Origin of the sequence: Alkalihalobacterium chitinilyticum (assembly GCF_029028005.1) — a bacterium.
Taxonomy (GTDB): domain Bacteria; phylum Bacillota; class Bacilli; order Bacillales; family Bacillaceae_F; genus Alkalihalobacterium; species Alkalihalobacterium chitinilyticum.
In genome coordinates this window covers 375464-400795 of the sequence record NZ_JAOTPO010000003.1, presented here as the reverse complement: position 1 = coordinate 400795, position 25332 = coordinate 375464, and the positions used below count along the sequence as shown (strand labels likewise).

Here is a 25332-nt window from a genome sequence, read left to right as displayed (position 1 = left end):
AGGTACATTCAATTCTAATTGTTATAGAATACCATTTATTTACACTAATATAAAGCGTTAATTAGTGTTTCTGAAGTCTTCGTTGTACTATTTTATCATTTTAACGTAGTTTTTGAAAAAATAAATGAAAATAAGGCATATATGTTTTAACGAAGATTAAAAATAGGTATAGTATAGATGTAATAATAAAAAGTGGAGGGATATGAATGGGAAACCAGGTAGAGCCTAAACTAACAGAGGAATTATTACCATTATTGCAATCTGAACGCTTCGTTACTATAGCTACAGTCGATCATGAGACTGGAACGCCAAACGTAAATGCGATTTCATGGGTGTTTGCACCTTCTCAAGAAAAAGTTCGTTTCGCAGTTGACAATCGTTCAAGAATTATCGAAAACATTAACAATCATAGTGGTGTAACCTTAAACCTAATCGGTAATGGATCTACATATTCTATTGTAGGCGATGCTTCAGTTATTCAGGAAAAAATGGACGATGTTCCATTAAAGCTTGCGTTAGTTGAAATTAATATTAAAGAAGTTCGTGATGTTATGTTTTATGGAGCTCGTATTGCTGTAGAGCCAAAGTATGAAAAAACATATGATGCAAACGCAGCAGCTAAATTAGATAGCCAAGTTATGGATTCAATGAAAAAAGCTTAGTCTCTGACTAAGCTTTTTTTTGTAAAGATTTTAATAATTAATTGTTAATTTAGAGGAAATGTGACGGAATAGATTAAATTTTATTATTGAAAGCCTATTCTCAATAACGAAAAAACATGTCTAAGAAATTTCGGTATCATTAATTGAATTTTCTTCTATCTTGGGCCCGTTTATCATACATCTATACTATAAGCCATGTCTGCTTAGATAACGAATTCATTCGAATGTGCATAGAATGATTATAAGAAATGTTGACAAATGAACTTTTAGTCAGGAGGCGCAAATATTGAATAAAGTTTACGTCTTGGATACGAATGTATTACTACAAGATCCTCGTGCAATTTATGCTTTTGAAGACAATGAAGTAGTCATTCCAGCCGTTGTTTTAGAGGAAGTAGATTCAAAGAAGCGTTACATGGATGAAATTGGCCGAAATGCTAGGCAATTTTCTAAGATGATGGACAGCCTAAGAGGAAAAGGGAAATTACATGAAGGAGTTGCTATTGAGACGGGTGGTACCGTAAGAGTTGAATTAAATCATCGCTCTTTTTCAAAATTAAAAGACTTATTTGCAGAAATGACAAATGATAATCGGATTATCGCTGTTGCTCTTAATTTAATGCTTGAAGAACAGGAAAAAGAGTTTGGCAGAGAAGTGGTACTTGTAAGTAAAGATGCATTAGTGCGTGTGAAAGCTGATGCATTGAAAATACCTTCTGAAGATTATTTGAGTGACCGGGTCATTCAGTTTAATGACGTATATCCTGGTTATGTTGAAGTTTATGTTGATAAAGATGTTGTTAACCAGTTTTTTGTTGATAATGAAATTGCGATTTCTGAATTAGCCAAGCACCCCTTTTATCCTCACCAATTTATTATTATGAAAGATGCGCTCGGAGGTTCCAGTTCAGCGATAGGAAAAGTTGAACCTGATGGAAAAAAAGTAAAACCATTTCAAATTGAACCCGACCAAGTTTGGGGGATAAAAGCAAGAAATGTACAACAAAGAATGGCTCTTGAGCTTCTTCTTAGACAAGATATTCCCCTAGTAACATTAATCGGGAAAGCTGGTACAGGGAAAACGTTATTATCTTTAGCGGCTGGCTTACTTCAAACAGAAGACTTAGGCCTATATAAAAAGCTATTGGTAGCTCGACCTGTCATTCCGGTAGGAAAAGATATTGGGTATTTACCAGGAGAAAAAGAAGAAAAACTTCGACCGTGGATGCAACCGATTTATGATAATTTAGAATATCTTTTTAATACAAAGAAGCCTGGAGAGTTAGATCAGATATTAGCTGGAATGGGTTCTATTCAAGTAGAGGCATTAACGTATATTAGAGGAAGAAGTATTCCTGATCAATATATCATAATTGATGAAGCGCAAAACTTGACAAAGCACGAAGTAAAAACAATCCTTACTCGCGTAGGCGAAAGAAGTAAAATTGTTTTAATGGGTGACCCAAAACAAATTGATCATCCATATTTAGATGAATACAATAATGGATTAACGTATGTTGTTGAGAAGTTCAAGGATCAAACGATAAGTGGACATGTAAAACTGCAAAAAGGTGAGCGTTCAGGATTAGCACAGCTTGCAGCTGATTTACTCTAATTGATGAATATAGTTAGGATAAGGCTGACAACTGTCAGCCTTATTTCAATGTAAATTGTTTAATATTTTTTATAGGATTATTACGGTTTGAACCATCACCGAACAGGATGTGTACAGGGCCATCCTCTTTTAATGGTTTACCAACTTGTGAAAATTGTAAAATAAACTGCTTGGCCACATCAAGAGAAAAAATTTCTTTTCTTCCATCGTGAGATTCAACAATTACTTCTGAAACAACTTCATCTGGTTGTGCATTCATAATAAATGGAAGAAATGGCATGCCAAATGTACCATTTTCAAGTTCTTGACGTTTATATTTGATAACATTATCATTTGTCGGTTTTGGGGGTTCAGAGCCTTCTGTAATTTCTTTATCCCATTGCTTTGAGATCGCTTTCGTATACTTTGTAAGTTCATCTTCCTCATCTTTTGGCAGATCAAAGTATGTATTTAAATCGACCTTTCTCTCATCAAAAATCCAAACCGAAGGGTCAATTGTTAAAGGATGAGAAACTTTACCGGTGATAAATACTACAAATTCCATATGTATCCTCCTTGTGCTTTTGACTATCCTAAGTATAAAGCGACAGTTGCAATTTGTCACATTGCAGTGAAAAAAGGAGTGGAACTAGTGAGTTGTTATAAACAAGAAGATTTAATAAAAATGGTCGAAGAGGCCAATCGGTTAACTCATAAAGGAAAAGTAGCGGACTACATACCAGCGTTGGGTGAAGCTGATCCATCTACATTGGCGGTAGCTATATATACAGGAGAACAGGAATGTATGTATGCAGGCAATATTGAAGAGCGATTTACGTTGCAGAGTATATCAAAAGTGTTAACTTTAGCATTGGCCCTTATGGACCGAGGGACTGACTACGTTTTTCAAAGAGTGGGAATGGAACCTACTGGTGATCCTTTTAACTCAATTTCTAAATTAGAAACAAGTGTCCCGTCTAAACCTCTTAATCCAATGATCAATGCAGGTGCATTAGCTGTTACAGATATGTTAGTAGGAAATACTGTAGAAGATAAGTTAGAAAGATTACTTAAATTTATCCGGCAGCTAACAGGAAATGAGAATATCTCTTACAATCCTGTAGTTGCTCAATCCGAATTTGAGACCGCTGACTTAAATCGCTCACTATGCTATTTTATGAGACAACATGGCGTTATCGAGTCTAATATTGAAATGCTAATCAATCTATATACGAAACATTGTGCAATAGAGATGAATTGTAATGATTTAGCAAAGTTAGGTTACATTATTGGAAATGAGGGAAGAGATCCAAATTCAGACCAAACGGTTATTCCACTTGAAATAGCGAGAATTGTGAAGACGTTTATGGTAACATGCGGTATGTACAATGCTTCTGGAGAATTTGCTATAAAAGTTGGAATTCCAGCTAAAAGTGGAGTGTCGGGTGGTATTCTTGGTTCTGTGCCGCATGGAGTTGGGATTGGAATTTATGGTCCGGCACTAGATGAAAAAGGAAATAGTATCGGTGGTTTAAGACTTTTAGAGTTGCTTTCAAAACAATATAATTTAAGTATTTTTTAATTCTAGCTTAATTTACTTCTATATTAACTGATTAAAAACATTGCATTTTTTTTATTTAGAATATAGTATTAGTGGTAAGTTACTAAAAACGACCCTAAGAGTTTTATTTAAAGGAGGGACCAACGTTCTATGGAGACGATGACAGGACATAGCGAAAAAGCATATGCCCTTCTTAAATCGGATGCAGAAAAAATCCAAAAACTCATAGAAGTACAGATGGAAAATCTAACAATGCCCCAATGTCCTCTTTATGAGGAAGTTTTAGATACACAAATGTTTGGACTTTCAAGAGAAATTGATTTTGCTATCCGCTTAGAATTAATTGATGAAGATACAGGCAAGCAACTTTTATCTGACTTAGAACGGCGACTTGCTGCATTACATGAAGCAACAACGAATGAGAAATAATAGAGAGGCTGGCTCTAGGTAAGTGTCAGGTACCTCAATTGTGGAAGTAGTAGCTAATGGGTAGCTCTATGTTTCGCGCGAGGCGCTTGACACTCACAGAGTCAGTCTCCTTTTTTATTTTGTAATTTTCGAGTGTATTGTTGTTAGAAATCATAAACCTACGTATGATGTTAATGTTGCAATTTACATATTCAAGATAAGTAATAATATAGCTAAAAAGTTATTTAGATAGAAGAATGCATGATAGTCAAAGTATGATACAATAATAAAAATTGTTTGAAAGATATGAATACAAGTTATATACTGAAATTGAGTTCGTCATCTGGTTATCAGACGTTTGAAGAAGTTGTGAACGTGAACTTTCTTCTTGCTTTATACTGAAAACCTTTTTAAAATAGTAAAAATAAAACTGAATATTCTTTCATTTTTCCAAGGGGGTTTATATGAACAGTTTAAAGAACATTAAGAAGGTACTAGTAGCAAATCGTGGAGAAATTGCAATTCGAATTTTTCGAGCGTGTACTGAATTACATATTCGTACGGTTGCTATTTACTCAAAGGAGGATACAGGGTCTTTTCATCGCTATAAAGCTGATGAAGCCTACCTCGTAGGAGAAGGTAAAAAGCCAATTGATGCCTACCTTGACATTGAAGGAATAATTGAGATTGCAAAACGTAATGGTGTTGATGCAATACACCCAGGTTATGGTTTTCTATCTGAGAATCTTGAATTTGCAAAGCGATGTGATGAAGAAGGCATTATTTTTATCGGACCAAAACAAGAGCATCTTATGATGTTTGGTGATAAAGTACAAGCACGTCAGCAAGCTATTCTAGCAAATATTCCTGTTATCCCAGGTAGCGATGGACCTGTAGAAAGTGTAGAGGAAGTCGAGGAATTTGCAGGTAAACATGGGTATCCTTTTATTATTAAAGCTGCATTAGGCGGTGGAGGTCGCGGGATGCGTATTGTCCGTACTGAAGGCGAATTAAGAGAGGCCTATGACCGTGCAAAATCAGAAGCTAAGTCAGCTTTTGGAAATGACCAAGTATATGTTGAAAAATTTGTAGAAAATCCAAAACATATTGAAGTTCAAATTCTTGCTGATACACATGGTAATATCGTTCATCTTTATGAACGTGATTGTTCCGTACAACGTCGTCATCAAAAAGTAGTAGAAGTAGCACCAAGTGTTTCAATTGGTGAACAATTACGTGAAGAGATTTGTGATGCTGCTGTTCAGCTTACGAAAAATGTAAATTACGTCAATGCGGGAACAGTAGAGTTTCTTGTAAGTGAAAATGGGCAATTCTATTTTATTGAAGTCAATCCTCGTGTTCAAGTAGAACATACAATTACAGAGATGGTAACTGGAATAGATATTGTTCAATCTCAAATTTTAATTGCCGATGGTGAACAATTACATGGAGCTAAATTAGGCATCCCGACACAAGAAAAAATTGTTTGTAATGGTTTTGCTATTCAGTCTCGTGTAACAACGGAAGACCCTAGTAATAATTTTATGCCTGATACAGGGCGTATTAACGCTTACCGTTCAGGTGGTGGATTCGGGGTACGTTTAGATGCAGGGAATGGCTTCCAAGGAGCTGTTATCACACCTTATTATGATTCCTTACTGGTTAAGGTTTCAACTTGGGCACTTACATTTGAACAAGCAGCTGCTAAGATGCTAAGGAACTTAAGAGAGTTTCGTATCCGTGGAATCATTACAAATATTCCATTCCTAGAGAATGTAGTTCAACATGAAAATTTCATCTCAGGTGAATATAATACTTCTTTTATTGACTCGACTCCAGAACTATTTGTGTTCCCTGTACGAAAAGACCGTGGAACGAAAATGTTAACGTTCATTGGAGAAACAATTGTCAATGGTTATCCGGGGTTAGAAAAAGAGAAGAAACCAGTGTTTGATCAACCAAGTGTTCCTTCTGTTAAATACTCAGAGCCTATGCCGTCTGGTACAAAGCAAATTTTAGATGAACGAGGAGCTGAAGGGCTGGCTAAGTGGGTAAAAGAGCAGAAAGAAGTTCTCTTAACTGATACAACGTTCCGAGATGCTCATCAGTCTTTATTAGCTACTCGGGTTCGTACGCATGATTTAAAGAAAATTGCAGAACCGACAGCAAGGTTAGTACCTAATTTATTCTCTGCTGAGATGTGGGGCGGGGCAACATATGATGTTGCAATGCGTTTCTTACACGAAGACCCATGGGAGCGTCTATTAACCTTAAGAAAACAAATGCCGAATGTTCTATTACAGATGCTTCTGCGTGCATCAAATGCAGTAGGCTATACAAATTACCCTGACAATTTAATTCGTGAATTCGTAGATAAATCTGCAAACGCAGGCATTGACGTTTTCCGAATTTTTGATAGTTTGAACTGGGTAGAAGGAATGAGACTTGCAATTGATGCTGTAAGAGACTCAGGGAAAATTGCGGAAGCAACAATTTGTTACACAGGTGATATTTTAGACTCATCAAGAACAAAGTATGACTTAACCTACTATACAAACATAGCGAAAGAGTTAGAACAATCAGGAGCTCACATTTTAGGAATTAAAGACATGGCTGGTTTATTAAAACCGGAAGCTGCGTATCAATTAATTTCTACATTGAAAGAGTCAGTTGATATCCCAATTCACCTTCATACACATGATACGAGTGGGAACGGGGTATATACGTACTCGCGTGCAATTGAAGCAGGTGTAGATATCGTTGATGTTGCGATTAGCTCTATGGCTGGGTTAACGTCACAGCCGAGTGCGAATAGCTTATACTACTCTCTAACAGGTTCTGACAGACAGCCGAATGTAAATATTGAGTCACTTGAAAAGCTAAGTGAGTTCTGGGAAGGGACTAGAAAGTATTACAGTGGCTTTGAAAGTGGTATGAATGCACCGCATACTGAAGTATACGAGCATGAAATGCCTGGTGGTCAATATAGTAATTTACAACAACAAGCGAAGGCTGTTGGCTTGAAAAACCGTTGGGATGAAGTTAAGAAAATGTATCGAACAGTAAATGATATGTTCGGTGATGTTGTTAAAGTAACACCATCTTCTAAAGTCGTTGGTGATATGGCTCTATATATGGTTCAGAACAATTTAACAGAAGAAGATGTATACGAGCGAGGGGCTTCACTTGATTTCCCTGATTCGGTCGTAGAATTCTTCCAAGGCCACTTGGGTCAACCATATCTAGGTTTTCCAAAGAAATTACAAGATATCATTCTAAAAGGAAGAGAAGCAATAACTTGTCGTCCTGGAGAGTTAATGGAACCGGTCGATTTTGCGAAAATAAAAGAAACATTATTTAATGAAATCGGTCGCCAAGTAACAGATTTTGACGCTATCTCTTATGCCCTGTATCCAAAAGTTTTCATGGAATATGAGAGATTCAGTCAGCAGTTTGGTGATGTATCTGTATTAGATACGCCGACATTCTTCTATGGCTTACGTTTAGGGGAAGAGATCGAAGTTGAAATTGAACAAGGTAAGACACTAATTGTAAAACTTGTTTCAATTTCTAAACCGCAAGATGATGGAACACGAATCGTATACTTTGAATTAAATGGTCAACCGCGTGAAGTGTTGATAAAAGATCAAAGTGTAAAAACATCTGTAGTCGTTCGTCCAAAAGTTGATAAAGGAAATCCGAATCAAATTGGCGCTTCAATGCCAGGTACTGTCGTGAAAACGTTAGTAACAAAAGGGGATAAAGTCAAAAAAGGTGATCACCTAATGATCACGGAGGCTATGAAGATGGAAACAACGGTTCAAGCACCATTTGATGGAGAAATCGTTGATGTGTATGTTAAAAATGGTGAAGCCATCCAAACCGGTGATTTATTGATTGAACTATCAAAGTAACAAATAGAAAATAAAAGGCTGACTTATGCATGCATTCACCTTCTTTGTAATTTCTGGTCTATCCGGTTATTATGAAGAAGGTGTTGGCTGCTAGGTCAGCCTTTTTTACTGTTTTGCTAACAGGAGATGTAGGAGATACGAGGTTTGTTATTTAATTGTAAGCTCTCAAGACTTTAATTGATCCCGAAAAATTAAATATTGATACAAGTTGAGTTTTATAACTAGAAACTTCCTCGAACTTGTAAAATGGGTTGCAAGAGGAGTTTCACACCGTAAAACTCCCCTTAAAATAGTAAAAACTGGTTAGGAATACAATTAAAATAGATTGAATAGATCAGCTGATTTGAGGTGAAATTCCATGTCGGAAGTAGTAGGTGTTTGGTTTAGAAGAGACTTTAGATTGAATGACCAAACCGCACTTTTTCAATGTTTAGAACGCTCTAAGAAATCAGGTGGAAAGTGGGTTGCTTTATTTCATTTAGATCCAAAGTTTTCAGAAGAAATATGTCCTCATCATGATTACTTTTTCCAAACCGTTTATGAATTTAAAGAAAAATGTGCAGAGGCAGGAATTCGATTACATATCATTTATGGGACTGTCGATGAATTTATAAAGAAAACTTTGGAGGCCATCCCTGAATTAACGGCAATATACTTCAACCAAGATGAAGTCGGAAGTGGAAAAATTAGAGATGATGTGGTGAGAAAACGACTTGCTGAACGAGGAATATCAGCAACTTCTTTTTTAGATACGCACTTAACGTCAGCAACACAAGTAGTGAAAGCAGATGGGCAACCCTATAAGGTGTTTACTCCTTACTTTCGAACTTGGTCTAAAATAGCAAAACCTGCACCGCTGCAAATAAGCCTAAATGAACTACAGGAATATTATTATCCAATGGACAGCAGTATCGATCCAAACGGTGAAAGGTATTTTTCGAATATTATTATGAAATCAAAACGAAGTTGGGGGGCACTTGGTGAGAGTGAGGCTGCTGATCGTTTAGAAAGGTTTACTGCTATTTTCCATACATATCATATAAAAAGAGACATACCATCAGAGTATGGAACAAGTCAGCTATCCCCTTTTTTAAAGACAGGAGTTATATCTATTAGGACAATATATCAGAAAATCGTTGAATGTCAAATGGATATAGGAGAAGGAGCCCATACATACATAAAAGAACTAGCATGGCGAGAATTTTATAATATGCTTTACTATTATTACCCACAGAGTAAACAACAAGCTTTACGTGAAGAATACGGTAATCTGGCCTGGGAAACAGATCAAGAACGATTAGATAAATGGAAAGAAGGAATGACAGGTTTCCCAATTATAGATGCTGGAATGAGACAACTAAGGCAAGAGGGCTGGATGCATAATCGCCTTCGAATGATTACAGCGTCTTTTTTAACCAAAGATTATTTATTAGATTGGCGGTTGGGGGAACGATATTTTGAGAAAATGCTTATTGATTATGAGGAAGCAACAAACATTGGAGGGTGGCAGTGGGCTGCATCTGTGGGGGCTGATGCAGTTCCTTACTTTAGAGTATTTAACCCCATCCGTCAATCAGAAAGATTTGACCCTTTAGGTGAGTACATAAAGAGGTATGTTCCAGAACTTAAGGACCTGCCTGCGCAATACATCCATGAGCCTTGGAAACTTCCACCGGAACTTGCTGTGAAATATAATTTTGAAATAGATAGCGATTATCCAGCACCGACAATAGATCATCAGCTGCAAAGGCAAAAGGCAATTGCATTATTTAAAGGAGGAGAATAGATGGAAGTTAGGAAGCTCACAAAAGATGATATCGATGAAAGTTTAAAATTATCTCAATTTGCTTTTCAATATACGTTGACAAGTGAGGAACGAGAACACCGTCTCAATGTATTACGTCCAGAGGATTCATTAGGCTATTTTTCTAATGGAGAGTTACTAGCGAAAATGACAACTTTACCGTTCAAAGTCTTACTTGATGGAGTTTCTTTTGATATGGGTGGAGTTTCCGGGGTAGCCACTTATCCAGAATATCGACGTAGTGGTTTGGTCAAAAATTTATTACAACACGGGTTAAAAGAAATGAAAGAAAAAGGGCAAGTGCTGTCCTATTTATTTCCATTTTCAATTCCTTTTTATAGAAAATATGGATGGGAACTTTTTATTGATTTCCAAAAACTAACACTGACTAGGGAGCAGTTACCCAGGTTTAAAACTGTCACTGGCCATATGAAAAAGGTTGACGATACTTCCATTCATACTCTAATAGAAATCTATGATAAATATGTTCAATCCTATACAGGTATGCTTTTACGGGATAATGATTGGTGGAGGGATTGGGTCCTTTTTCGAAAGAAAGGAAGAATAGCAGCTTTTATCGATCCTGTTGGTACCCCTAAAGGTTACATCATTTATGAAGTGAAAGATAGAAAAATGACTATCAAAGAATGTGTCTCTCTCGATGAAGAGAGTAGAAGAGGGATTTGGAATTTTATAGCTAATCACGATTCGATGGCTGATGATTTTATTATTCAACAACTTCCTGATAGTGAACCTTACCCTTATTGGCTGCCGGATCCTAAAATTCAAAAAGAAGTTGTTCCATATTTTATGGCAAGAATTGTAGATGTTGAAAAGTTTCTTAAAAAGTATCCTTTTAAACCAGCTACAAATGGAAATTTGTTCTTACATATTTTAGATGAATTTTGTCCTTGGAATAATGCAACTTATCAAATTACAGTTAAAGAAAAAGAAGTAAATGTTAAAAGGCATGAACCGAGAAGTAAAGGTGCCTGCCAGCAAGAACCTAAGCGAGGGATTATTTGTAATATTAATAGCCTTACAACTATGCTATTAAATTATCATCGACCTAGTAATTTATTACAGATGCAAAAAATTAAAGGATCACAGGAAGAAATAGCCATACTAGAACAACTTATTGTCAATAAGCCAACAGGATTTATTGACTTCTTCTAAGGTGCTTCTGTAAAAGAAAAACGAAGTATAAAAAGAAAAGACGAGAATGGCTTTACATTCCCGTCTTTTCATAATTATAAGGTACCGAGTTAGACTATTACTACTGAATGGTTCCTTCATTCTATTAATATTTTTTTCTAGTAACGACCATTGTTAAATAGCATAGTGTCGTGAACAATACAGAAATAATAAGAGCATGAAGCATAGCTGTAAATAATGATGCTGCAGTAAATACAACAGCTACACCACTAATGAACTGACCAGTAACAAATAATAATGACAGCCCAGTGCCCCAAATAATAGTACGTTCATGGCGATAGCGCCTTACTGCCCATACAAACATTACTAAAATAACAAGGAAGAGAGCTATTCCTACGAGACGGTGAAAATAGTGAGAACCAATAGGGCCTGCAAAACCAGGGAAGATTTGTCCATTACAGAGTGGGAATCCTGAACATGCTAATGTTGCTTGAGTATGTTTTACATATGCACCTGTATATATTACTAAATAACAATAGGTAATGGTAAAAAATACATAATTCCTAAATCCTTTTGACACATTAGGGACAGGCACTTTCGACTTTCCATCTTCAAATGCTAAAACGGTTAATAGTACTACAGTTGCTAACGAAATAGCTGAAATACCAAAGTGTAAGGCAAGAATAGCTTTTGATTGACCGAACACTACTGCTCCAGCTCCTAGTAAACCTTGGAAAAGGATAAAAAATACTGCCATAATTGCCAAAAACTTAGCTTCGCGCATATGAGAAAGTTTTCTCCATGCCCAAATTGCAAAGATAATAATGAGTAGTCCCATAAGTGCTGAAACAATTCGATGACTATATTCAATAATCGTTTCTATTGCTGGAGATGCTGGTATAACTTCTCCAAAACATAAAGGCCATGTTGCCCCGCAACCTTCACCAGAACCAGTCTTAGTAACCAGTGCACCTTGTAGTAGAACAATTAACATCCCAATGGACGTGATCACACCAAATATTTTTAAATACCTATGCAAATCATTCACCTTCTTTTCATTTTGAGTTAGATGTATTAAAATATATGAGGCTATTATTGATCTTAAGTAAAAAGAACGGCTTAGTCAATTTCTAGAGAATGAACATTTTATGGATACATAAAAATGTGAAGATAGTGTGAAACTTTGGATTTTGATGAAACAAAGTAGATTTTAAGATATAATGTGGTTATAACTCGATAGGATATTGATCTATTCTGTTGCTGTTATGAGCCGTTCTCGAAAAAGGGGGTGAAAGGGAGATGAATAAGACCAACACGGTGATAGAAGCTACGAATGTTCTTCCTAATGAACCAGGTGTCATAGTAACCGATCAACAAAAGTCATGGAAAGATTATTTAACACTTGGTAAAGTAGGTATAGTTACTTCGAATCTTATCACTACATTTGCTGGTCTATTTCTAGCAGCAAAGTACTCGGGTATTAGTTTGGCAGATAATTTCCATATCGTGTTTTTTGCAATAGTAGGTGCCGCTTTGGTTATGGCTGGAGGATGTACACTAAATAATTTTATTGATAGAGATATTGATCCAATTATGGAACGTACGAAAGCAAGACCATCTGTTAATGGGAGATTTCAAGCGAATCACATTCTTTGGGTAGGTCTTATCCAGTCGGGGCTAGGTATTATGCTTCTAGCATTTGCCAACTCCGTTGCAGCTGTCATTGGAATTATTGGTTTATTTGTATACGTTGTTTTATATACAATGTGGTCTAAACGTACGCACTCATTAAATACAGTGGTTGGAAGTATTTCTGGAGCAGTACCGCCATTAATTGGTTGGGCAGCACTTGACCCAGGACTTCACACGTATGCTTGGCTGTTATTCTTTATCATGTTCTTTTGGCAACCTCCACATTTCTTGGCGTTAGCTATGAAAAGAAGTGAGGAGTATCGCGCTGCAGGTATCCCGATGCTGCCTGTTGTTGCAGGTTTTGAGATGACGAAACGTCAAATGGTCCTTTATGTAGCTATTTTAATCCCAGTTTCATTAATGTTAGCACCATTTGGCCTCGTATATACAATAGTAGCTGCTGCACTTGGTGCAGGGTGGTTAATCTTGGGGATAGCAGGTTTTAAGATGAAGGATGATATTAAATGGGCACGTTTAATGTTCGTTTATTCCCTTAACTATCTTACTATCTTGTTTGTTCTTATGGTCATTGTCCACATATAGAGAGAAAACTATGAGGGGAATAGTGACTGTAATATAAATTACGTAGTATTCACTACAAAGCGAAAGTGAGGATTGATTGTCAGATGAGAAATTGGAAAAATGCTTTACGTTTGCTTCCTCTTTCACTTCTTGTCTTCTTTATGACAGGGTGTGGTGAGGCAAACCTAACTGCGCTTGATCCTAAAGGACCACAAGCACAGTGGATTTATGACAAAATGCTATTGTCATTATTCGTCATGATTTTCGTGGCAGCATTTGTTTTTGCAGTATTCTTTATTATTCTAATTAAATTTAGAAGAAAGCCTGGCGATGATACGTACCCTAAACAAGTTCACGGGAGTACGACGCTGGAGATTATTTGGACAGCTATTCCTATTCTATTATTAGCAATTTTAGCTGTACCTACGATCACTGGATCTTTCATGTTGGCTGATACTGAGCCAGAGGGAGACCACACAGTTCATATCAAAGTAACAGGTCATCAATTCTGGTGGCAATTTGATTATGAGGATGAAGGATTTACAGCTGGTCAAGATGTTTACATCCCGACTGGTGAAAAAGTTATCTTTGAACTTCATGCAAGTGATGTACAACACTCATTCTGGGTACCTGCACTTGCTGGTAAAGTAGATAATGTTCCTGGTATTACAAACCACTTATGGTTAATTGCTGATGAGCCAGGAATTTACAAAGGAAAATGTACTGAGCTTTGCGGTCCTGAGCATGCTCTTATGGACTTTAAAGTAGTTGCTTTAGATCGTCCTGATTACGATGCTTGGGTTGCTGGTATGCAAGCTAAAGCAGAAGATAGTTCTGAAGTTTTAGCACGTCAAGGTTATGAAGTATTTGAAAATCAAGGTTGTATCGGCTGTCACGCTATTAGTGGCGCTGGGTCAGATCTTGGTCCAACACTTACTAACTTTGGTGAGCGTACAGTTGTTGCAGGTTACCTTGAGTACACTGATGAGAACTTAGAAGCATGGATCCGTGATCCTGAGTCTTTAAAACAAGGTAATAACATGCCAGCTTATCCTGATCTTAGTGATGAAGATATGGCGGCACTAATTGCGTTCTTAAAATCTTTAAAAGTAAACGAATAATTTATAAATTTGAATAAAAGGAGGGAATCCCCATTGGCTACAACTTCATTGGCTAATACAAAGTCAAAAAGTGTAATTTGGGATTGGTTAACTACTGTTGACCATAAGAAAATAGCCATCCTCTACTTAGTAGCTGGTACGCTTTACTTCGTTCAAGCTGGACTAATGGCATTATTAATGCGAATCCAGTTGATGTACCCAGAAAATACATTTATGACGGGTCAAACATTTAATGAATTACTTACAATGCACGGTACGGTCATGCTTTTCTTTGTGGCAACACCGTTACTGTTTGCTTTTATGAACTATATGATTCCATTACAAATCGGGGCGCGTGACGTAGCTTTCCCATTTGTTAACTCATTAGGTTTTTGGATTTTCTTCTTTGGTGCTTTATTAACAAATATGAGTTGGTTCTTCGGTGGTGGACCGGACGCTGGTTGGACGGCATACGTTCCTCTAGCTGGTCGTGACTATGCTGGTCTAGGACTTGACTTTTACGTGTTAGGTTTACAGGTTGCTGGTATCGGTACATTATTATCAGGTATCAACTTCCTAGTAACAATCATTAACATGCGTGCACCTGGTATGACGATGATGCGTCTACCATTATTCGTATGGACATCATTTATTTCATCAATGCTAATCTTATTTGCTTTCACACCATTAGCAGCTGGTCTTGCTTTATTAATGTTAGACCGTATCTTTGGTGCACAATTCTTCATCCCAGGTATGGGTGGTAACACTGTATTATGGCAACATATTTTCTGGATCTTCGGACACCCAGAGGTATATATTCTAGTACTTCCTGCTTTTGGTATTATTTCAGAAGTGCTTCCTGCTTTCTCAAGAAAGCGTTTGTTTGGTTATACAGCAATGGTATTTGCGACAATCGTTATCGCATTCTTAGGTTTCATGGTTTGGGCTCACCACATGTTTACTGTAGGTATGGGACCAATTGCTAATGCAATCTTTGCAGTTGCAACGATGACAATTGCAGTACCAACTGGTATTAAAGTATTTAACTGGTTATTTACAATGTGGGGTGGAAAACTAACATTCAATACATCCATGTTGTTTGCATCAACTTTCGTTCCAACATTCGTACTTGGTGGGGTTACAGGTGTTATGCTTGCAATGGGACCTGTAGACTACTTATATCATGATACTTACTTTGTAGTAGCTCACTTCCACTACATTATCGTTGGTGGTATCGTATTCGCTTTATTTGCTGGGTTATTCTACTGGTATCCTAAAATGTTTGGTCATAAGCTTAATGAAAAATTAGGGATCCTTATGTATATCTTATTTGCAATCGGGTTCCACTTAACATTCTTCATTCAGCACTTCTTAGGTTTAATGGGTATGCCTCGTCGTGTATACACATACCTAGATGGTCAAGGTTTAAATGCATTTAACTATATTAGTACAATTGGTGTATTCTTCATGAGTGCAGCGGTTATCGTACTAGTACTCAACGTTGTGTATTCAGCATTTAAAGGTGAGCGTGTAACAGTTGCAGATCCATGGGATGCTCGTACATTAGAGTGGGCTACACCTACTCCAGTACCTGAGTATAACTTTGCACAAACGCCACAAGTTCGTTCATTAGATCCACTTTTCTATGAGAAAATTCATGGAGATGGGAAAATGAAACCAGCTGAACCAATCGCTCCAATTCATATGCCAAATGGATCAATTATTCCGTTCATTATGTCAATTGGATTATTCATCTTAGGTTTTGGTTTTGTTATGATGAACATGGAGAACCCAATCGTTTCGCCATTTGTTGTTATCGGTCTAGGTGCTGTTGTAACGTTTGGTTCAATGATTGCACGTTCAGTTAAAGAAGATCATGGATATTATATTCCAGTTGAAGAAATTAAAGAGAAGGAGGTAAGCTAACGATGGGACACGCGGTAGATACTTCTAAAGGGCTTCCTCCTCATCCGGAGAGGGCCACCCTCGAAGGGAAAAATAAATTTTTAGGATTTTGGTTCTTCTTAGGTGGAGAAACTGTACTATTTGCAACATTCTTTGGGACGTACCTAGGTCTTCGTAACGGGGTTGCTGATGGTCCAACGCCAGCTGAGATTTTCCAATTACCATTAGTATTCATCATGACAATGCTACTTTTAACAAGTAGTTTAACGAGTGTACTAGCAATGTATGCCATGAAAAAGAATAATTTCAAGGCAATGGTTGCTTGGTTATGGGTTACAGTATTATTAGGAATTGGGTTCTTAGGAATGGAGATTTACGAGTTCTACGAGTACTCAGTTCACTATGGTTTAGGTTATACGACAAGCGCTTTTGCATCATCTTTCTACACATTAGTTGGTTTGCATGGTGCCCACGTTGTCTTTGGTCTTTCTTGGATCGTTTGTTTGTTAATTCGTTACAGACGTTCTGGTATTACGTTAACAAATGCCCCGAAATTCTACGTTGCCAGCCTTTACTGGCACTTTATCGACGTAGTTTGGGTATTTATCTTTACAGTAGTATATCTAATGGGAATAGGAGGTTAAGTTTATGGCAGACAACTTAAGTACTTCTTTTTCTAAAAGTTCAATGTCAGAAGAAGAATTAAGAAAGACGAATGACGAGCAGAAGCGTCAAATTATCGCGTTTGCGTTAATGATCTTCTTAACGTTATTGGCTTTCGTAGCAGTTGCTACAGATATCGTCCCTGCTACTTTTGCCATTCCATTCATCTTAATTCTAGCTGTAATTCAGCTATTCCTTCAGTTGTTATACTTTATGCACTTGAAGGATAAAGACCATGGATGGGCTAGTTCATTTATGGCATCAGGATTTGTAATTGCAATTCCTGCAATTGCTGCGTTAATGCTTCTACTAGGTATCACGAAGTATTAAGTTCAGGACAAGAGTCGGCTGTAATTTCTTACAGTCGGCTTTTTTTCTGCATAATAACATGGAGGTTTAAATGGAAAAACCACCTAAAGTGCTCAAATCAATTGTTCAATGTTTTGTAAAATAACCTCATGCAAAAAATGAGTTATTTTGTCTGAATTTGTGTATAATAAGAAGTGGTTTAGTATTTTAAAGATAGGAGTGAAAACGATGAAGGGTCACGGTCAAGAGACGATTAGTGAAACATCATTTAAAAAGAGAAATTATAAGCCGTGGATCATAGCAATTACGATTGTAATCAATGGTTTAGTTATCATTCTTTCAGGATTGCCAGGGGTCGAAAACTTTGATTTATTTGATGTTAAGATATTGCCATTGATGAACGCTATTTTTAATAGTTTCACGTTCTTATTCCTGTTATTTGCATTAATTGCGATTATAAAGAAAAACATTACATGGCATAAGCGTTTCATATATTTAGCATTTACGACAACGACATTATTCTTGGTCACATATGTAGGGCATCATTTTCTTTCCGCATCAACAACTTATGGTGGAGATGGCGTTTTAAAATACATTTATTACTTTATCCTCATCACTCACATCATTTTAGCTGCAGCTATTGTTCCGTTAGCATTAACTACAGTTGCTAGAGCTTGGAATATGGAGAATGAAAGACACCGTAAAATTGCAAGATGGACCATGCCATTATGGTTATATGTTAGTTTAACTGGTGTACTAGTTTATATTTTAATTTCACCGTATTATTAAGAAAAACTCCTGCTTTATAGCAGGAGTTTTTTTATTGATTGATGTTGATGTTTTCAGTGAATTACTTTCAGTGAATTACCTTAAATTTTTACATTTAATTTAATAATGCCGGCTTCCTTAGCTGAAGTAAAGGCAATGACAATTAATGGTCCGATAATAAAACCTGCGACGCCAAAGAGCATTAAACCGATATACATGGCAATTAGTGTGGCAAGCGGGGATAGACCGATATGCTGTCCCATTACCTTTGGTTCGACTGTTCTACGAATGATTAATAACACACCTGCTAAAATTAACAGTTGGGTTCCTAATCCAACATCACCGGTAAATAGATAAAATAGTGCCCATGGTCCTAAAATGGCGATAGAGCCGATAATTGGCACAAAGTCGATGATCCAAATAATAAAGGCCATCAGTAAAGCTACCTCCGGGACGATAATCAATAGCCCAATTAAAGATACAATGAAAATAATAATACTCACCAAAAATTGTGCTTTAAAAAATCCAGCGATAACATAAGATAAACGTGAGACCATAAAATTCACTTTATCCGCGGTTTTATCTGAAAAGTATGAATACAACTGCTTTTTAAGTCTTGGTAATTCTAATAAAAATAAAAACAAAGCGATTAAATAGACTAAAAAATTTACTAAAAATGCTGGTATCGTCGTAATTAATGAGGTTATATCACTAATTAAGTCTCTATTGGCAAAATCAGTCCTTAAATTATTTAATGTGTTAGTGACTTGCTCATTTACTCCAAGGATAAAATCAGGAGGTAAATCCGCATATTTACTTTCTAAATCTCTTTGAAATGAAAACCAAGCCCGATTTATATCATTTAAATAGGTAGGTAAGTTTTCTGCTAATTGTACGCCTTGTGTAATTGCTTTAGTGACTATAAAGTAACCACTTAGCCCAATAAAGCATACAAATATCGTAAAAACAATCATAACGGCTAAGTTTCTTTTCATTTTTGTTTTCTCACAAAGGGCCTTTACAGCAGGTGTCAGTATGAGCGCTGTAAACAATGCTAAAATAAGCGGAAGAGAAACAGGTAAAATGAAATAACCTGCAACGATAATTAGTATAAGCGTAACTGTTAAAATAATGTTTCGTTTAGTGAAGATGGCGGACAATTTCAAACCCCTTTCTATCTTAAAGGCATGTAGTTCTATTATAGTATGAACGCAAAACATTGAACAGGCTTTGTAAAGGCTTTCTTGAAATATTAATAAATCATTCAAAAAAAGGAGAATGATATTATGCCCATTCAATTGCTTGAAGATGGTCAGCTTCATATTAAAGAAAAAGTAATCATTGATCTTATCTACTTTTCCTTGGAAAATCATTATCCTTATATTAAACCATATAATGAGTGGAAGAAACGAGTGAGGAACTCATTAAATCGTAATGAAAAATATGGAATAGCTGTTGTAGTAGAAGAAAACTCCTTAAAACTTGATGTTAGTCTTTCTGTATTATATGGTTCAGATTTTCGAGAATTGACTAAAACAATCCAAAAGGTCATAAAACACGAAATCGAGTATTGTACAGGATTTATAGTAGAACGGGTTAGTATTAAAATTGAAGACATTCATTTTGACGATTAAGCGAATGTCTATACGATTTTGTTGAAGTTTCTTTCATTTTGAAGTACTCTTGTTAAAGATTATTTAAAAGGAGTACTACGATGAAAAAAATAATTACTTTTCTATTTATTAGTTTAGCGATAACATCTTTAATAACTGGATGTGGTAATGGCGAAGAGGAGACATTCGTTCCTGCATCAGAAGAATCGACACAATCGGCTATTGAATTTGTTAATCAATATAAACAAGAGATGGTCTTTCAAGTGAATGAAGGGAACTTTAGTGAATTGGAACATTTCTTAATTCCAAATTCGACCTTTTATCATTTAATAAGACGTCATGTAAATGACCTTCAACAAGAAAGAAGTACTTTAACATTGATTGAACATACTGTAAGTGATGTACTCGACAATGAACAAGGAATTCTTCTCGCTCACGTATTTGAAGTGACAGAAAAGACTGACCGTCGTGGTGAAAAAACGACTGAAGAGATGAACATAGTGTATGAGTTAGTTGAGCATAATGAGAGCTTTAGAATTTTATCAATAATGAAAAGGTAAAAAGGAGGGGAATGTCCCCTCCTTTTTATTATTTTCCTAATTTTTCATTGAAAAGTTGTAGTTTTTTATTACATTTATCTACAATATTTTTCGGGAAATCTTCATCGTACTCGACACCATGTGGGTAATAATGTTTACCAAGAATTGGTGTAAGTAATTTCACTTTTGCATCAGGAGACGGGATATCCCCTTCAATTGCATAAGCAGGAACTCTTAAATAATATGTAACATTTGTTTCGTGTGTTTCGATTTTGTAATCGAAAGTGACTCGCTCGTAATCCCATTGGCCTGCATGTACCAATCCAACAGATTCGGCTGCAAATTGTAAAGTTGAAAATTTTATTTCTTTTCCTTCAAACTGTAAGTTTTCGAATTTCATTTTTTTCCCTCCTAGACAAATACCCTATACTTAACTAATCATAGTATGAAAAGAACCAAGATGCAACGAATATTGTTGAATATTTCATGAAAGAAGAGGATTTATTGTCAAATCGTATGGTTCCTTTTTTATTGGGCAAACTATTGCTTGATATTCTGAAAAGGAGGCCTGCCTTATGGAACACTTAAGAGATATTATGACAACTGATGTAGAATATTGTACTCCCGTTGACAACGTATTTGAAGTGGCAGTTAAAATGAAGCAAGAGGATTGTGGTGCAATCCCAATTTGTGAAAATGGACAATTACTTGGTATGATTACAGATCGTGATATTGTTATTCGTGGTGTAGCTGAAAAAAGACCTAACTCAACACAAGTAACAGAAATTATGAGTGAAAAGTTAATTACAGCCACTCCAGATATGACAGTTGATGATGCTGCAAAAATGATGGCTGAAAAACAAATTCGTCGCTTACCAATTGTAGAAAATAATAAACTGGTCGGCATTGTCGCATTAGGTGATATTGCAGTCCACAGAGGTACTATGGATGAAGCTAGTTTTGCGCTTAGTGAAATCTCTGAAAGTCCAGAAGTACACCATTAAAATAGGAAGAGCAACCCTTTAGGGTTGCTCTTTTTAAATGTAACAGTCTACTCGTTGACATAAAGCTCGTTTGCTTGTTAACATTTTATTTACTTCTTTACGTTATATATATTAAATCCCAGCATACAGTCATAAATTAGCAGGATTATCGCATAGAACAGAGAAAATGATATGTACAATAAAACAGGGAGAGGGTTAGATGAAAAGGTTAGGGTGTGGCCTATTTATTTTTTTAGGTGTCCTTATAATCATTCTTTTTGAATATTTTCCAGATGAGTTCTCAGCTATGTTAGCAAAAGTAAATGTCCCTGCACCAACCATTGAAGATCGGGAAGAAACAGGACATGATCAAATATCTTCAGATGTTGAAGTAGAAGAGGAGCCAGGCTTTCCTTTATCACTAAATGAAGGACTACACGATCTAATAGGAGAATCCTCTAGCGTTATCGAGACTCAATTTGGAAGCCCAGAACGGATAGACGCTACTTCTTATGGTTATGATTGGTGGGTCTATAATGATAACAGTGAAGGTTACCTTCAAGTAGGTGTGGAGACGGATGAAGTCGTCACTATCTTTGCTATGGATGTAGGCGAAGTGTCCAAACCTTTTGTAACTGGTACAGCCTACGACCAAATAGCGCTTGAGCACCCGTTTTCTGAAAATGTATCATTGAATAAGGGGGCTGGTTCATTTCGTTTCGAATTAACTGAAGCAGAATTACTGAGTCGCCCCCTCATTCAAGTTGATGAAGATACTTGGATTCAGCTTTATTTTGATACGTTTACAAGTAAGCTCTCAAGCGTCAGGTATTTATCTGGTGATATTTTATTAAAGCAACGGCCGTATTCTGTTACTTATCGAGGAGAATTACCACAAGAACTAGAGCTTTCAACTGAAGAATGGAGAGAAATTGAAGCTGGAGCTGAGCTGCAAATTTTGGATATAACCAATGTAATAAGAACTAGACATAATCTCGCTGTTTTAAAGTGGGATCATGAAGTTTCAAAAGTGGCTTATGGACATAGTAAAGATATGTACGAAAATCAGTATTTTTCCCATACGTCACCTACTTACGGTGAGTTAAAAGATCGATTAGAACGGGAAGGTGTATCCTTCTACTTCGCAGGAGAAAACATAGCTGCGCAGTATGTGGACAGCATTGAAGCGGTTGAAGGCTGGTTAAACAGTGAAGGGCATCGCGTAAATTTATTGAATGAGGAGTTTACACATTTAGGTGTTGGAGTATTTGAAAGGTACTACACGCAAAACTTTATGACGCCTTGGGCAATCCACTAGAGGTTTAGAATTTTTACATTTAAACGGCCATATATAGTTCTAAACTAGCTGCCTGGAACATTTACTATAGTAACACCTCATAAACATCCTAATGATAAGGCGTCAAAGGAGGAGTGAATGAAAAATCCAGGATTAGCTGCAGTGTTAAGTTTTTTCTGTGCTGGTTTGGGGCAGGTTTACAACGGTGAAATTGCAAAAGGGATTGCATTTATTATTGCTTACTTTATTTCAGGGTTATTAATGTTAGTTCTTATAGGGTTTATTACAACACCTATACTTTGGATATGGGGAATGGTAGATGCTTATCGAACCGCCGAACGAATTAATGCAGGTCACACGGAATAAAAAAAGAGGTGCCAGTTTTTTAACTAGCACCTCTATCTTTATGCTTAATTATTTTTTAAGACTCGGTTAGCTAGAAACGTTTTACGATCCCACTGTCCGTAGCATTTAATTGGATCATTTGTTAAAAACTTTAAAGGGACGCTGTCTGTTTCTGCTGGCTTTTCAAATATAACTTTGATAATCTTTTGGTCTTTTTTTAAAAAGAGCTGAATATGCCAGATGTAACGATGTTGGTAAAACCTCTTTTTTTCTACAAAGTATCTTTCTAACTTGCCAGAAATCATTACTTGCTCCTTGATTTCACCAACTTCTTTCCACTTCTTTTCGTAAGCTGCATTGTTTCTTTTTACTATAAAATAAAAAACAATAAACAAAATGGGTATTACTATTGCAGCAACCAACAAACTATCCCTCCTTTCTAATTATGATGAAAGAGGAATGGCAAAAAATGTTCCTGAACCGGTAGCAATTAGCTTATCATCATCATTATAAACTTTAGCTTCAGAAAAACTCAGCTGTTTTCCTTGGTGTAATATAGTTGCAATACAACGTAAATGTTTTCCACGACCAGGATGAATATAATTAACTTTTAACTCAGCCGTTACGTAAGCTATATTTTGAGGAGCTTTTAAATTTAGCATTGACCCCATAGCTGTATCTAGTAACGTGGCAGTTATTCCTCCATGCGCCATTTTAAGTGGATTTTCAATTAGAGGCTGGATGGGAATCGTGACTTCAAAGGTACCATCATCTACAAATCGATGGTTTACATGCGTTATTGCGGATAGGTAGGTCCTATGTTCTCCACGTTGTTTTGTACGTATCCCTTGTACTACAGATTTCAGTACATTCCTATCGTCTTCTGAACCAGTTTCAATAATTGTTTGAATTTCAGCAAGCAGTTGATTTTCTTCCATTATCAGTTCCTCTTTCTATGTAATGTCCTCCATTCATTTTAGCAATTTGATGAAATAGTGGCAATTTTTCTTTGTTACAAAAATGGGCGAACGCTAAACTGGGCAAAACGATATGATGTAGAGAGATGATTATTAGGCAAAGGAGGAAACACAACATGCCTACTGATTCAAGCAAATTACATCCTTCTGTTCAACAGTTTAAGCATTTTGTAAAAGAACACCCGTTACTCATTAAGGAAGTGAGAAGTGGAAATAAGACATGGCAAGAATATTATGAAGAATGGACTCTTCTTGGCGCGGATCATCCGAATTGGGAAAGGTATCGAAAAGCAGGAAAAGAGAATACTTACGATTCTGAGAGTGCTGAGAAAGAAAAAGAAAATCCTAGTAACGAGAAAAGTGAAAATGAAGAGGGTTCTTCTTCAATTACAGCTGCAAATATTTTAGGGATGTTAAAGAACATTAATTTTAACGACTTGCAGCATCATATGGCACAAGTAAGCAGTGTTATTTCAAATGTTCAAGGGTTAATGCAATCCTTTCAAGGGAAAAACCAGCCCAATCAGCCACCACCTCAGGACGATCCTTTTTCTTTTAGACGACATTAATATCTCAACATGCTTAGCATCGGTTCGACACTTAAACAGTGCCTAGGATGACTTTGTGTCTCTCTAAAAAGGAAAGGGGACTAAAATGCGAAACGATATTAATATGGTATTAAGAAGTCAGCCAGAGATTAAGCAGTTTATTCGCCAACATCCGTATTGGTATCGAAAATTAAGCCGTGACCCATACCAATTGCAACAACTTCAAGTCGAAGTCAATCAATTTTATGGCAGAACATTTCCACAGCGAATGGAGAAAATACAAAATAACTTACAATTAGCAATGATGCTTATTCAAATGTTACAAATGAACCCGTTTGGAGGAACTCAAGAACCTCCTCCTCCAATGGAATAGTTGAGAGCTGACTCAATAGTGTCTGCGCCCCTCAGTATGAGGAGCCTGACACTTCCACCGAGTTAGCTCTTTTTTTATTAATAGGCATGTTTACAGGATATTTTTACTTTCTGTTGGTAAAAATATTTTTGAAAAAGGGGGTTCGTCTAAATGTTTAAATCTATACTTATTTTATTTTCCGTTATCGTTGGCTTGTTTAGTCCTATGGGACAAGTTACTGCGGATGAACTTCAAGAGGTTCAAGTCATTCCGATGCACGGTAATGGAATTGTTCAAGTTTCCGTAAGTAAGGACAAGCGCTTGTTAACTGTAAATCATGAAGTAAAAGGATCCGATGTATATGTAGAATGTATTATCGACCAGTTCACGTTTGCAAAAGAAAAGGCTGGTAAAAACCACGTAGATGGAGAAGGTCATATTCAATTGTTTGTCGATGGACAAAGAGTAGATTCAATTTATCAAGCAGCATTCATCATTAAAGGACTTCCAAGCGGGGAGCATACGATCAAACTAGAATTAGTCAAAAACAATTATGATCTATATGAGATTTCTGAGGAGTTTACTGTTCAGATTCCTTAACTAGTGTTGAAGGAGGTGTGG

General features: G+C 36.4%; 27 protein-coding genes. 21 read left to right on the top strand and 6 right to left on the bottom strand.

The genetic code is table 11. The features are described 5' to 3' along the window. Positions 1–206: 206 nt before the first annotated feature. Both N7Z68_RS06930 and N7Z68_RS06925 read left to right on the top strand, forming a co-directional pair. Entirely contained in the window at positions 207–662 is a 456-nt protein-coding gene (locus N7Z68_RS06930; protein ID WP_275117732.1) for a pyridoxamine 5'-phosphate oxidase family protein, read from the top strand. Between the two features lie 286 nt (positions 663–948). Next, positions 949–2277, top strand: coding sequence for a PhoH family protein (locus N7Z68_RS06925; protein ID WP_275117731.1), 1329 nt, complete (start codon positions 949–951; stop codon positions 2275–2277). Between the two features lie 40 nt (positions 2278–2317). On the opposite strand, the gene N7Z68_RS06920 is transcribed toward N7Z68_RS06925, so the two are convergent. Then, positions 2318–2821 (bottom strand): peptidyl-prolyl cis-trans isomerase, encoded by a 504-nt coding sequence (locus tag N7Z68_RS06920; protein WP_275117730.1) that lies wholly within the window; start codon positions 2819–2821, stop codon positions 2318–2320. An 87-nt stretch (positions 2822–2908) separates the two neighbouring features. On the opposite strand from N7Z68_RS06920, the gene glsA reads away from it, so the two are divergent. The 5 genes from glsA to N7Z68_RS06895 all read left to right on the top strand — a co-directional run bounded on the left by glsA (position 2909) and on the right by N7Z68_RS06895 (position 11119). Further along, on the top strand, positions 2909–3838 hold the full coding sequence (glsA, locus tag N7Z68_RS06915) for a glutaminase A (RefSeq protein ID WP_275117729.1): 930 nt from the start codon (positions 2909–2911) through the stop codon (positions 3836–3838). 129 nt (positions 3839–3967) lie between these two features. Further along, positions 3968–4246 (top strand): Fpa/YlaN family protein, encoded by a 279-nt coding sequence (locus N7Z68_RS06910; RefSeq protein ID WP_275117728.1) that lies wholly within the window; start codon positions 3968–3970, stop codon positions 4244–4246. Positions 4247–4689: 443 nt separating this feature from the next. Continuing rightward, a complete protein-coding gene (gene pyc, locus N7Z68_RS06905) occupies positions 4690–8139 on the top strand; it encodes a pyruvate carboxylase (RefSeq protein ID WP_275117727.1) in 3450 nt (1149 codons plus the stop codon). 358 nt (positions 8140–8497) lie between these two features. Beyond that, positions 8498–9925 carry a cryptochrome/photolyase family protein gene (locus N7Z68_RS06900; protein WP_275117726.1) on the top strand — a complete coding sequence of 476 codons (1428 nt, stop codon included), beginning with the start codon at positions 8498–8500 and terminating at the stop codon, positions 9923–9925. Beyond that, complete coding sequence (locus tag N7Z68_RS06895; protein WP_275117725.1) at positions 9926–11119, top strand: GNAT family N-acetyltransferase; 1194 nt, start codon at positions 9926–9928, stop codon at positions 11117–11119. It begins immediately after the preceding gene. 124 nt (positions 11120–11243) lie between these two features. Here the strand turns inward: N7Z68_RS06895 and N7Z68_RS06890 are convergent, their stop codons facing one another. Then, positions 11244–12137: a COX15/CtaA family protein gene (locus tag N7Z68_RS06890; RefSeq protein ID WP_275117724.1), complete on the bottom strand. Its 894-nt coding sequence runs from the start codon at positions 12135–12137 to the stop codon at positions 11244–11246. A 260-nt stretch (positions 12138–12397) separates the two neighbouring features. On the opposite strand from N7Z68_RS06890, the gene cyoE reads away from it, so the two are divergent. The 6 genes from cyoE (at position 12398) to N7Z68_RS06860 (ending at position 18078) form a co-directional block, all read left to right on the top strand. Beyond that, positions 12398–13333, top strand: a complete 936-nt coding sequence (gene cyoE / locus N7Z68_RS06885; protein ID WP_275117723.1) for a heme o synthase — start codon at positions 12398–12400, stop codon at positions 13331–13333. An 83-nt stretch (positions 13334–13416) separates the two neighbouring features. Next, entirely contained in the window at positions 13417–14433 is a 1017-nt protein-coding gene (gene coxB / locus N7Z68_RS06880) for a cytochrome c oxidase subunit II (RefSeq protein ID WP_275117722.1), read from the top strand. A gap of 33 nt (positions 14434–14466) precedes the next feature. Further along, the gene (gene ctaD / locus N7Z68_RS06875; RefSeq protein ID WP_275117721.1) at positions 14467–16338 is read left to right on the top strand and encodes a cytochrome c oxidase subunit I; all 1872 of its coding nucleotides are present in this window, start codon (positions 14467–14469) and stop codon (positions 16336–16338) included. A gap of 2 nt (positions 16339–16340) precedes the next feature. After that, a complete protein-coding gene (locus N7Z68_RS06870; protein ID WP_275117720.1) occupies positions 16341–16961 on the top strand; it encodes a cytochrome (ubi)quinol oxidase subunit III in 621 nt (206 codons plus the stop codon). A 4-nt stretch (positions 16962–16965) separates the two neighbouring features. After that, positions 16966–17310: a cytochrome C oxidase subunit IV family protein gene (locus N7Z68_RS06865; RefSeq protein ID WP_275117719.1), complete on the top strand. Its 345-nt coding sequence runs from the start codon at positions 16966–16968 to the stop codon at positions 17308–17310. Between the two features lie 207 nt (positions 17311–17517). After that, positions 17518–18078, top strand: a complete 561-nt coding sequence (locus N7Z68_RS06860) for a DUF420 domain-containing protein (protein WP_275117718.1) — start codon at positions 17518–17520, stop codon at positions 18076–18078. Between the two features lie 80 nt (positions 18079–18158). Here N7Z68_RS06860 and ytvI read toward each other — a convergent pair whose 3' ends face one another. Next, on the bottom strand, positions 18159–19217 hold the full coding sequence (gene ytvI, locus N7Z68_RS06855; protein WP_275117717.1) for a sporulation integral membrane protein YtvI: 1059 nt from the start codon (positions 19215–19217) through the stop codon (positions 18159–18161). Positions 19218–19343: 126 nt separating this feature from the next. On the opposite strand from ytvI, the gene N7Z68_RS06850 reads away from it, so the two are divergent. Together N7Z68_RS06850 and N7Z68_RS06845 are read left to right on the top strand one after the other, a co-directional pair. Next, on the top strand, positions 19344–19691 hold the full coding sequence (locus N7Z68_RS06850; protein WP_275117716.1) for an Asp23/Gls24 family envelope stress response protein: 348 nt from the start codon (positions 19344–19346) through the stop codon (positions 19689–19691). 80 nt (positions 19692–19771) lie between these two features. Continuing rightward, positions 19772–20230: a TcaA NTF2-like domain-containing protein gene (locus tag N7Z68_RS06845; RefSeq protein ID WP_275117715.1), complete on the top strand. Its 459-nt coding sequence runs from the start codon at positions 19772–19774 to the stop codon at positions 20228–20230. Between the two features lie 28 nt (positions 20231–20258). Here the strand turns inward: N7Z68_RS06845 and N7Z68_RS06840 are convergent, their stop codons facing one another. Then, a complete protein-coding gene (locus N7Z68_RS06840; RefSeq protein WP_275117714.1) occupies positions 20259–20609 on the bottom strand; it encodes a YugN family protein in 351 nt (116 codons plus the stop codon). 175 nt (positions 20610–20784) lie between these two features. Between N7Z68_RS06840 and N7Z68_RS06835 the strand changes: the two genes are divergently transcribed. The 3 genes from N7Z68_RS06835 to N7Z68_RS06825 all read left to right on the top strand — a co-directional run bounded on the left by N7Z68_RS06835 (position 20785) and on the right by N7Z68_RS06825 (position 22855). Beyond that, on the top strand, positions 20785–21213 hold the full coding sequence (locus N7Z68_RS06835; RefSeq protein WP_275117713.1) for a CBS domain-containing protein: 429 nt from the start codon (positions 20785–20787) through the stop codon (positions 21211–21213). 199 nt (positions 21214–21412) lie between these two features. Further along, complete coding sequence (locus N7Z68_RS06830; RefSeq protein WP_275117712.1) at positions 21413–22510, top strand: CAP domain-containing protein; 1098 nt, start codon at positions 21413–21415, stop codon at positions 22508–22510. Positions 22511–22627: 117 nt separating this feature from the next. Then, the gene (locus N7Z68_RS06825) at positions 22628–22855 is read left to right on the top strand and encodes a hypothetical protein (protein WP_275117711.1); all 228 of its coding nucleotides are present in this window, start codon (positions 22628–22630) and stop codon (positions 22853–22855) included. Between the two features lie 44 nt (positions 22856–22899). On the opposite strand, the gene N7Z68_RS06820 is transcribed toward N7Z68_RS06825, so the two are convergent. Both N7Z68_RS06820 and N7Z68_RS06815 read right to left on the bottom strand, forming a co-directional pair. Beyond that, on the bottom strand, positions 22900–23256 hold the full coding sequence (locus N7Z68_RS06820) for a hypothetical protein (RefSeq protein ID WP_275117710.1): 357 nt from the start codon (positions 23254–23256) through the stop codon (positions 22900–22902). 21 nt (positions 23257–23277) lie between these two features. Further along, positions 23278–23772, bottom strand: coding sequence for a PaaI family thioesterase (locus N7Z68_RS06815; RefSeq protein WP_275117709.1), 495 nt, complete (start codon positions 23770–23772; stop codon positions 23278–23280). A gap of 155 nt (positions 23773–23927) precedes the next feature. On the opposite strand from N7Z68_RS06815, the gene N7Z68_RS06810 reads away from it, so the two are divergent. The 3 genes from N7Z68_RS06810 to N7Z68_RS06800 all read left to right on the top strand — a co-directional run bounded on the left by N7Z68_RS06810 (position 23928) and on the right by N7Z68_RS06800 (position 25311). Further along, the gene (locus N7Z68_RS06810) at positions 23928–24380 is read left to right on the top strand and encodes a YlbD family protein (protein WP_275117708.1); all 453 of its coding nucleotides are present in this window, start codon (positions 23928–23930) and stop codon (positions 24378–24380) included. An 85-nt stretch (positions 24381–24465) separates the two neighbouring features. Next, positions 24466–24732: a YlbE-like family protein gene (locus tag N7Z68_RS06805; protein ID WP_275117707.1), complete on the top strand. Its 267-nt coding sequence runs from the start codon at positions 24466–24468 to the stop codon at positions 24730–24732. A 150-nt stretch (positions 24733–24882) separates the two neighbouring features. Beyond that, complete coding sequence (locus N7Z68_RS06800) at positions 24883–25311, top strand: hypothetical protein (RefSeq protein WP_275117706.1); 429 nt, start codon at positions 24883–24885, stop codon at positions 25309–25311. Positions 25312–25332 lie beyond the last annotated feature (21 nt).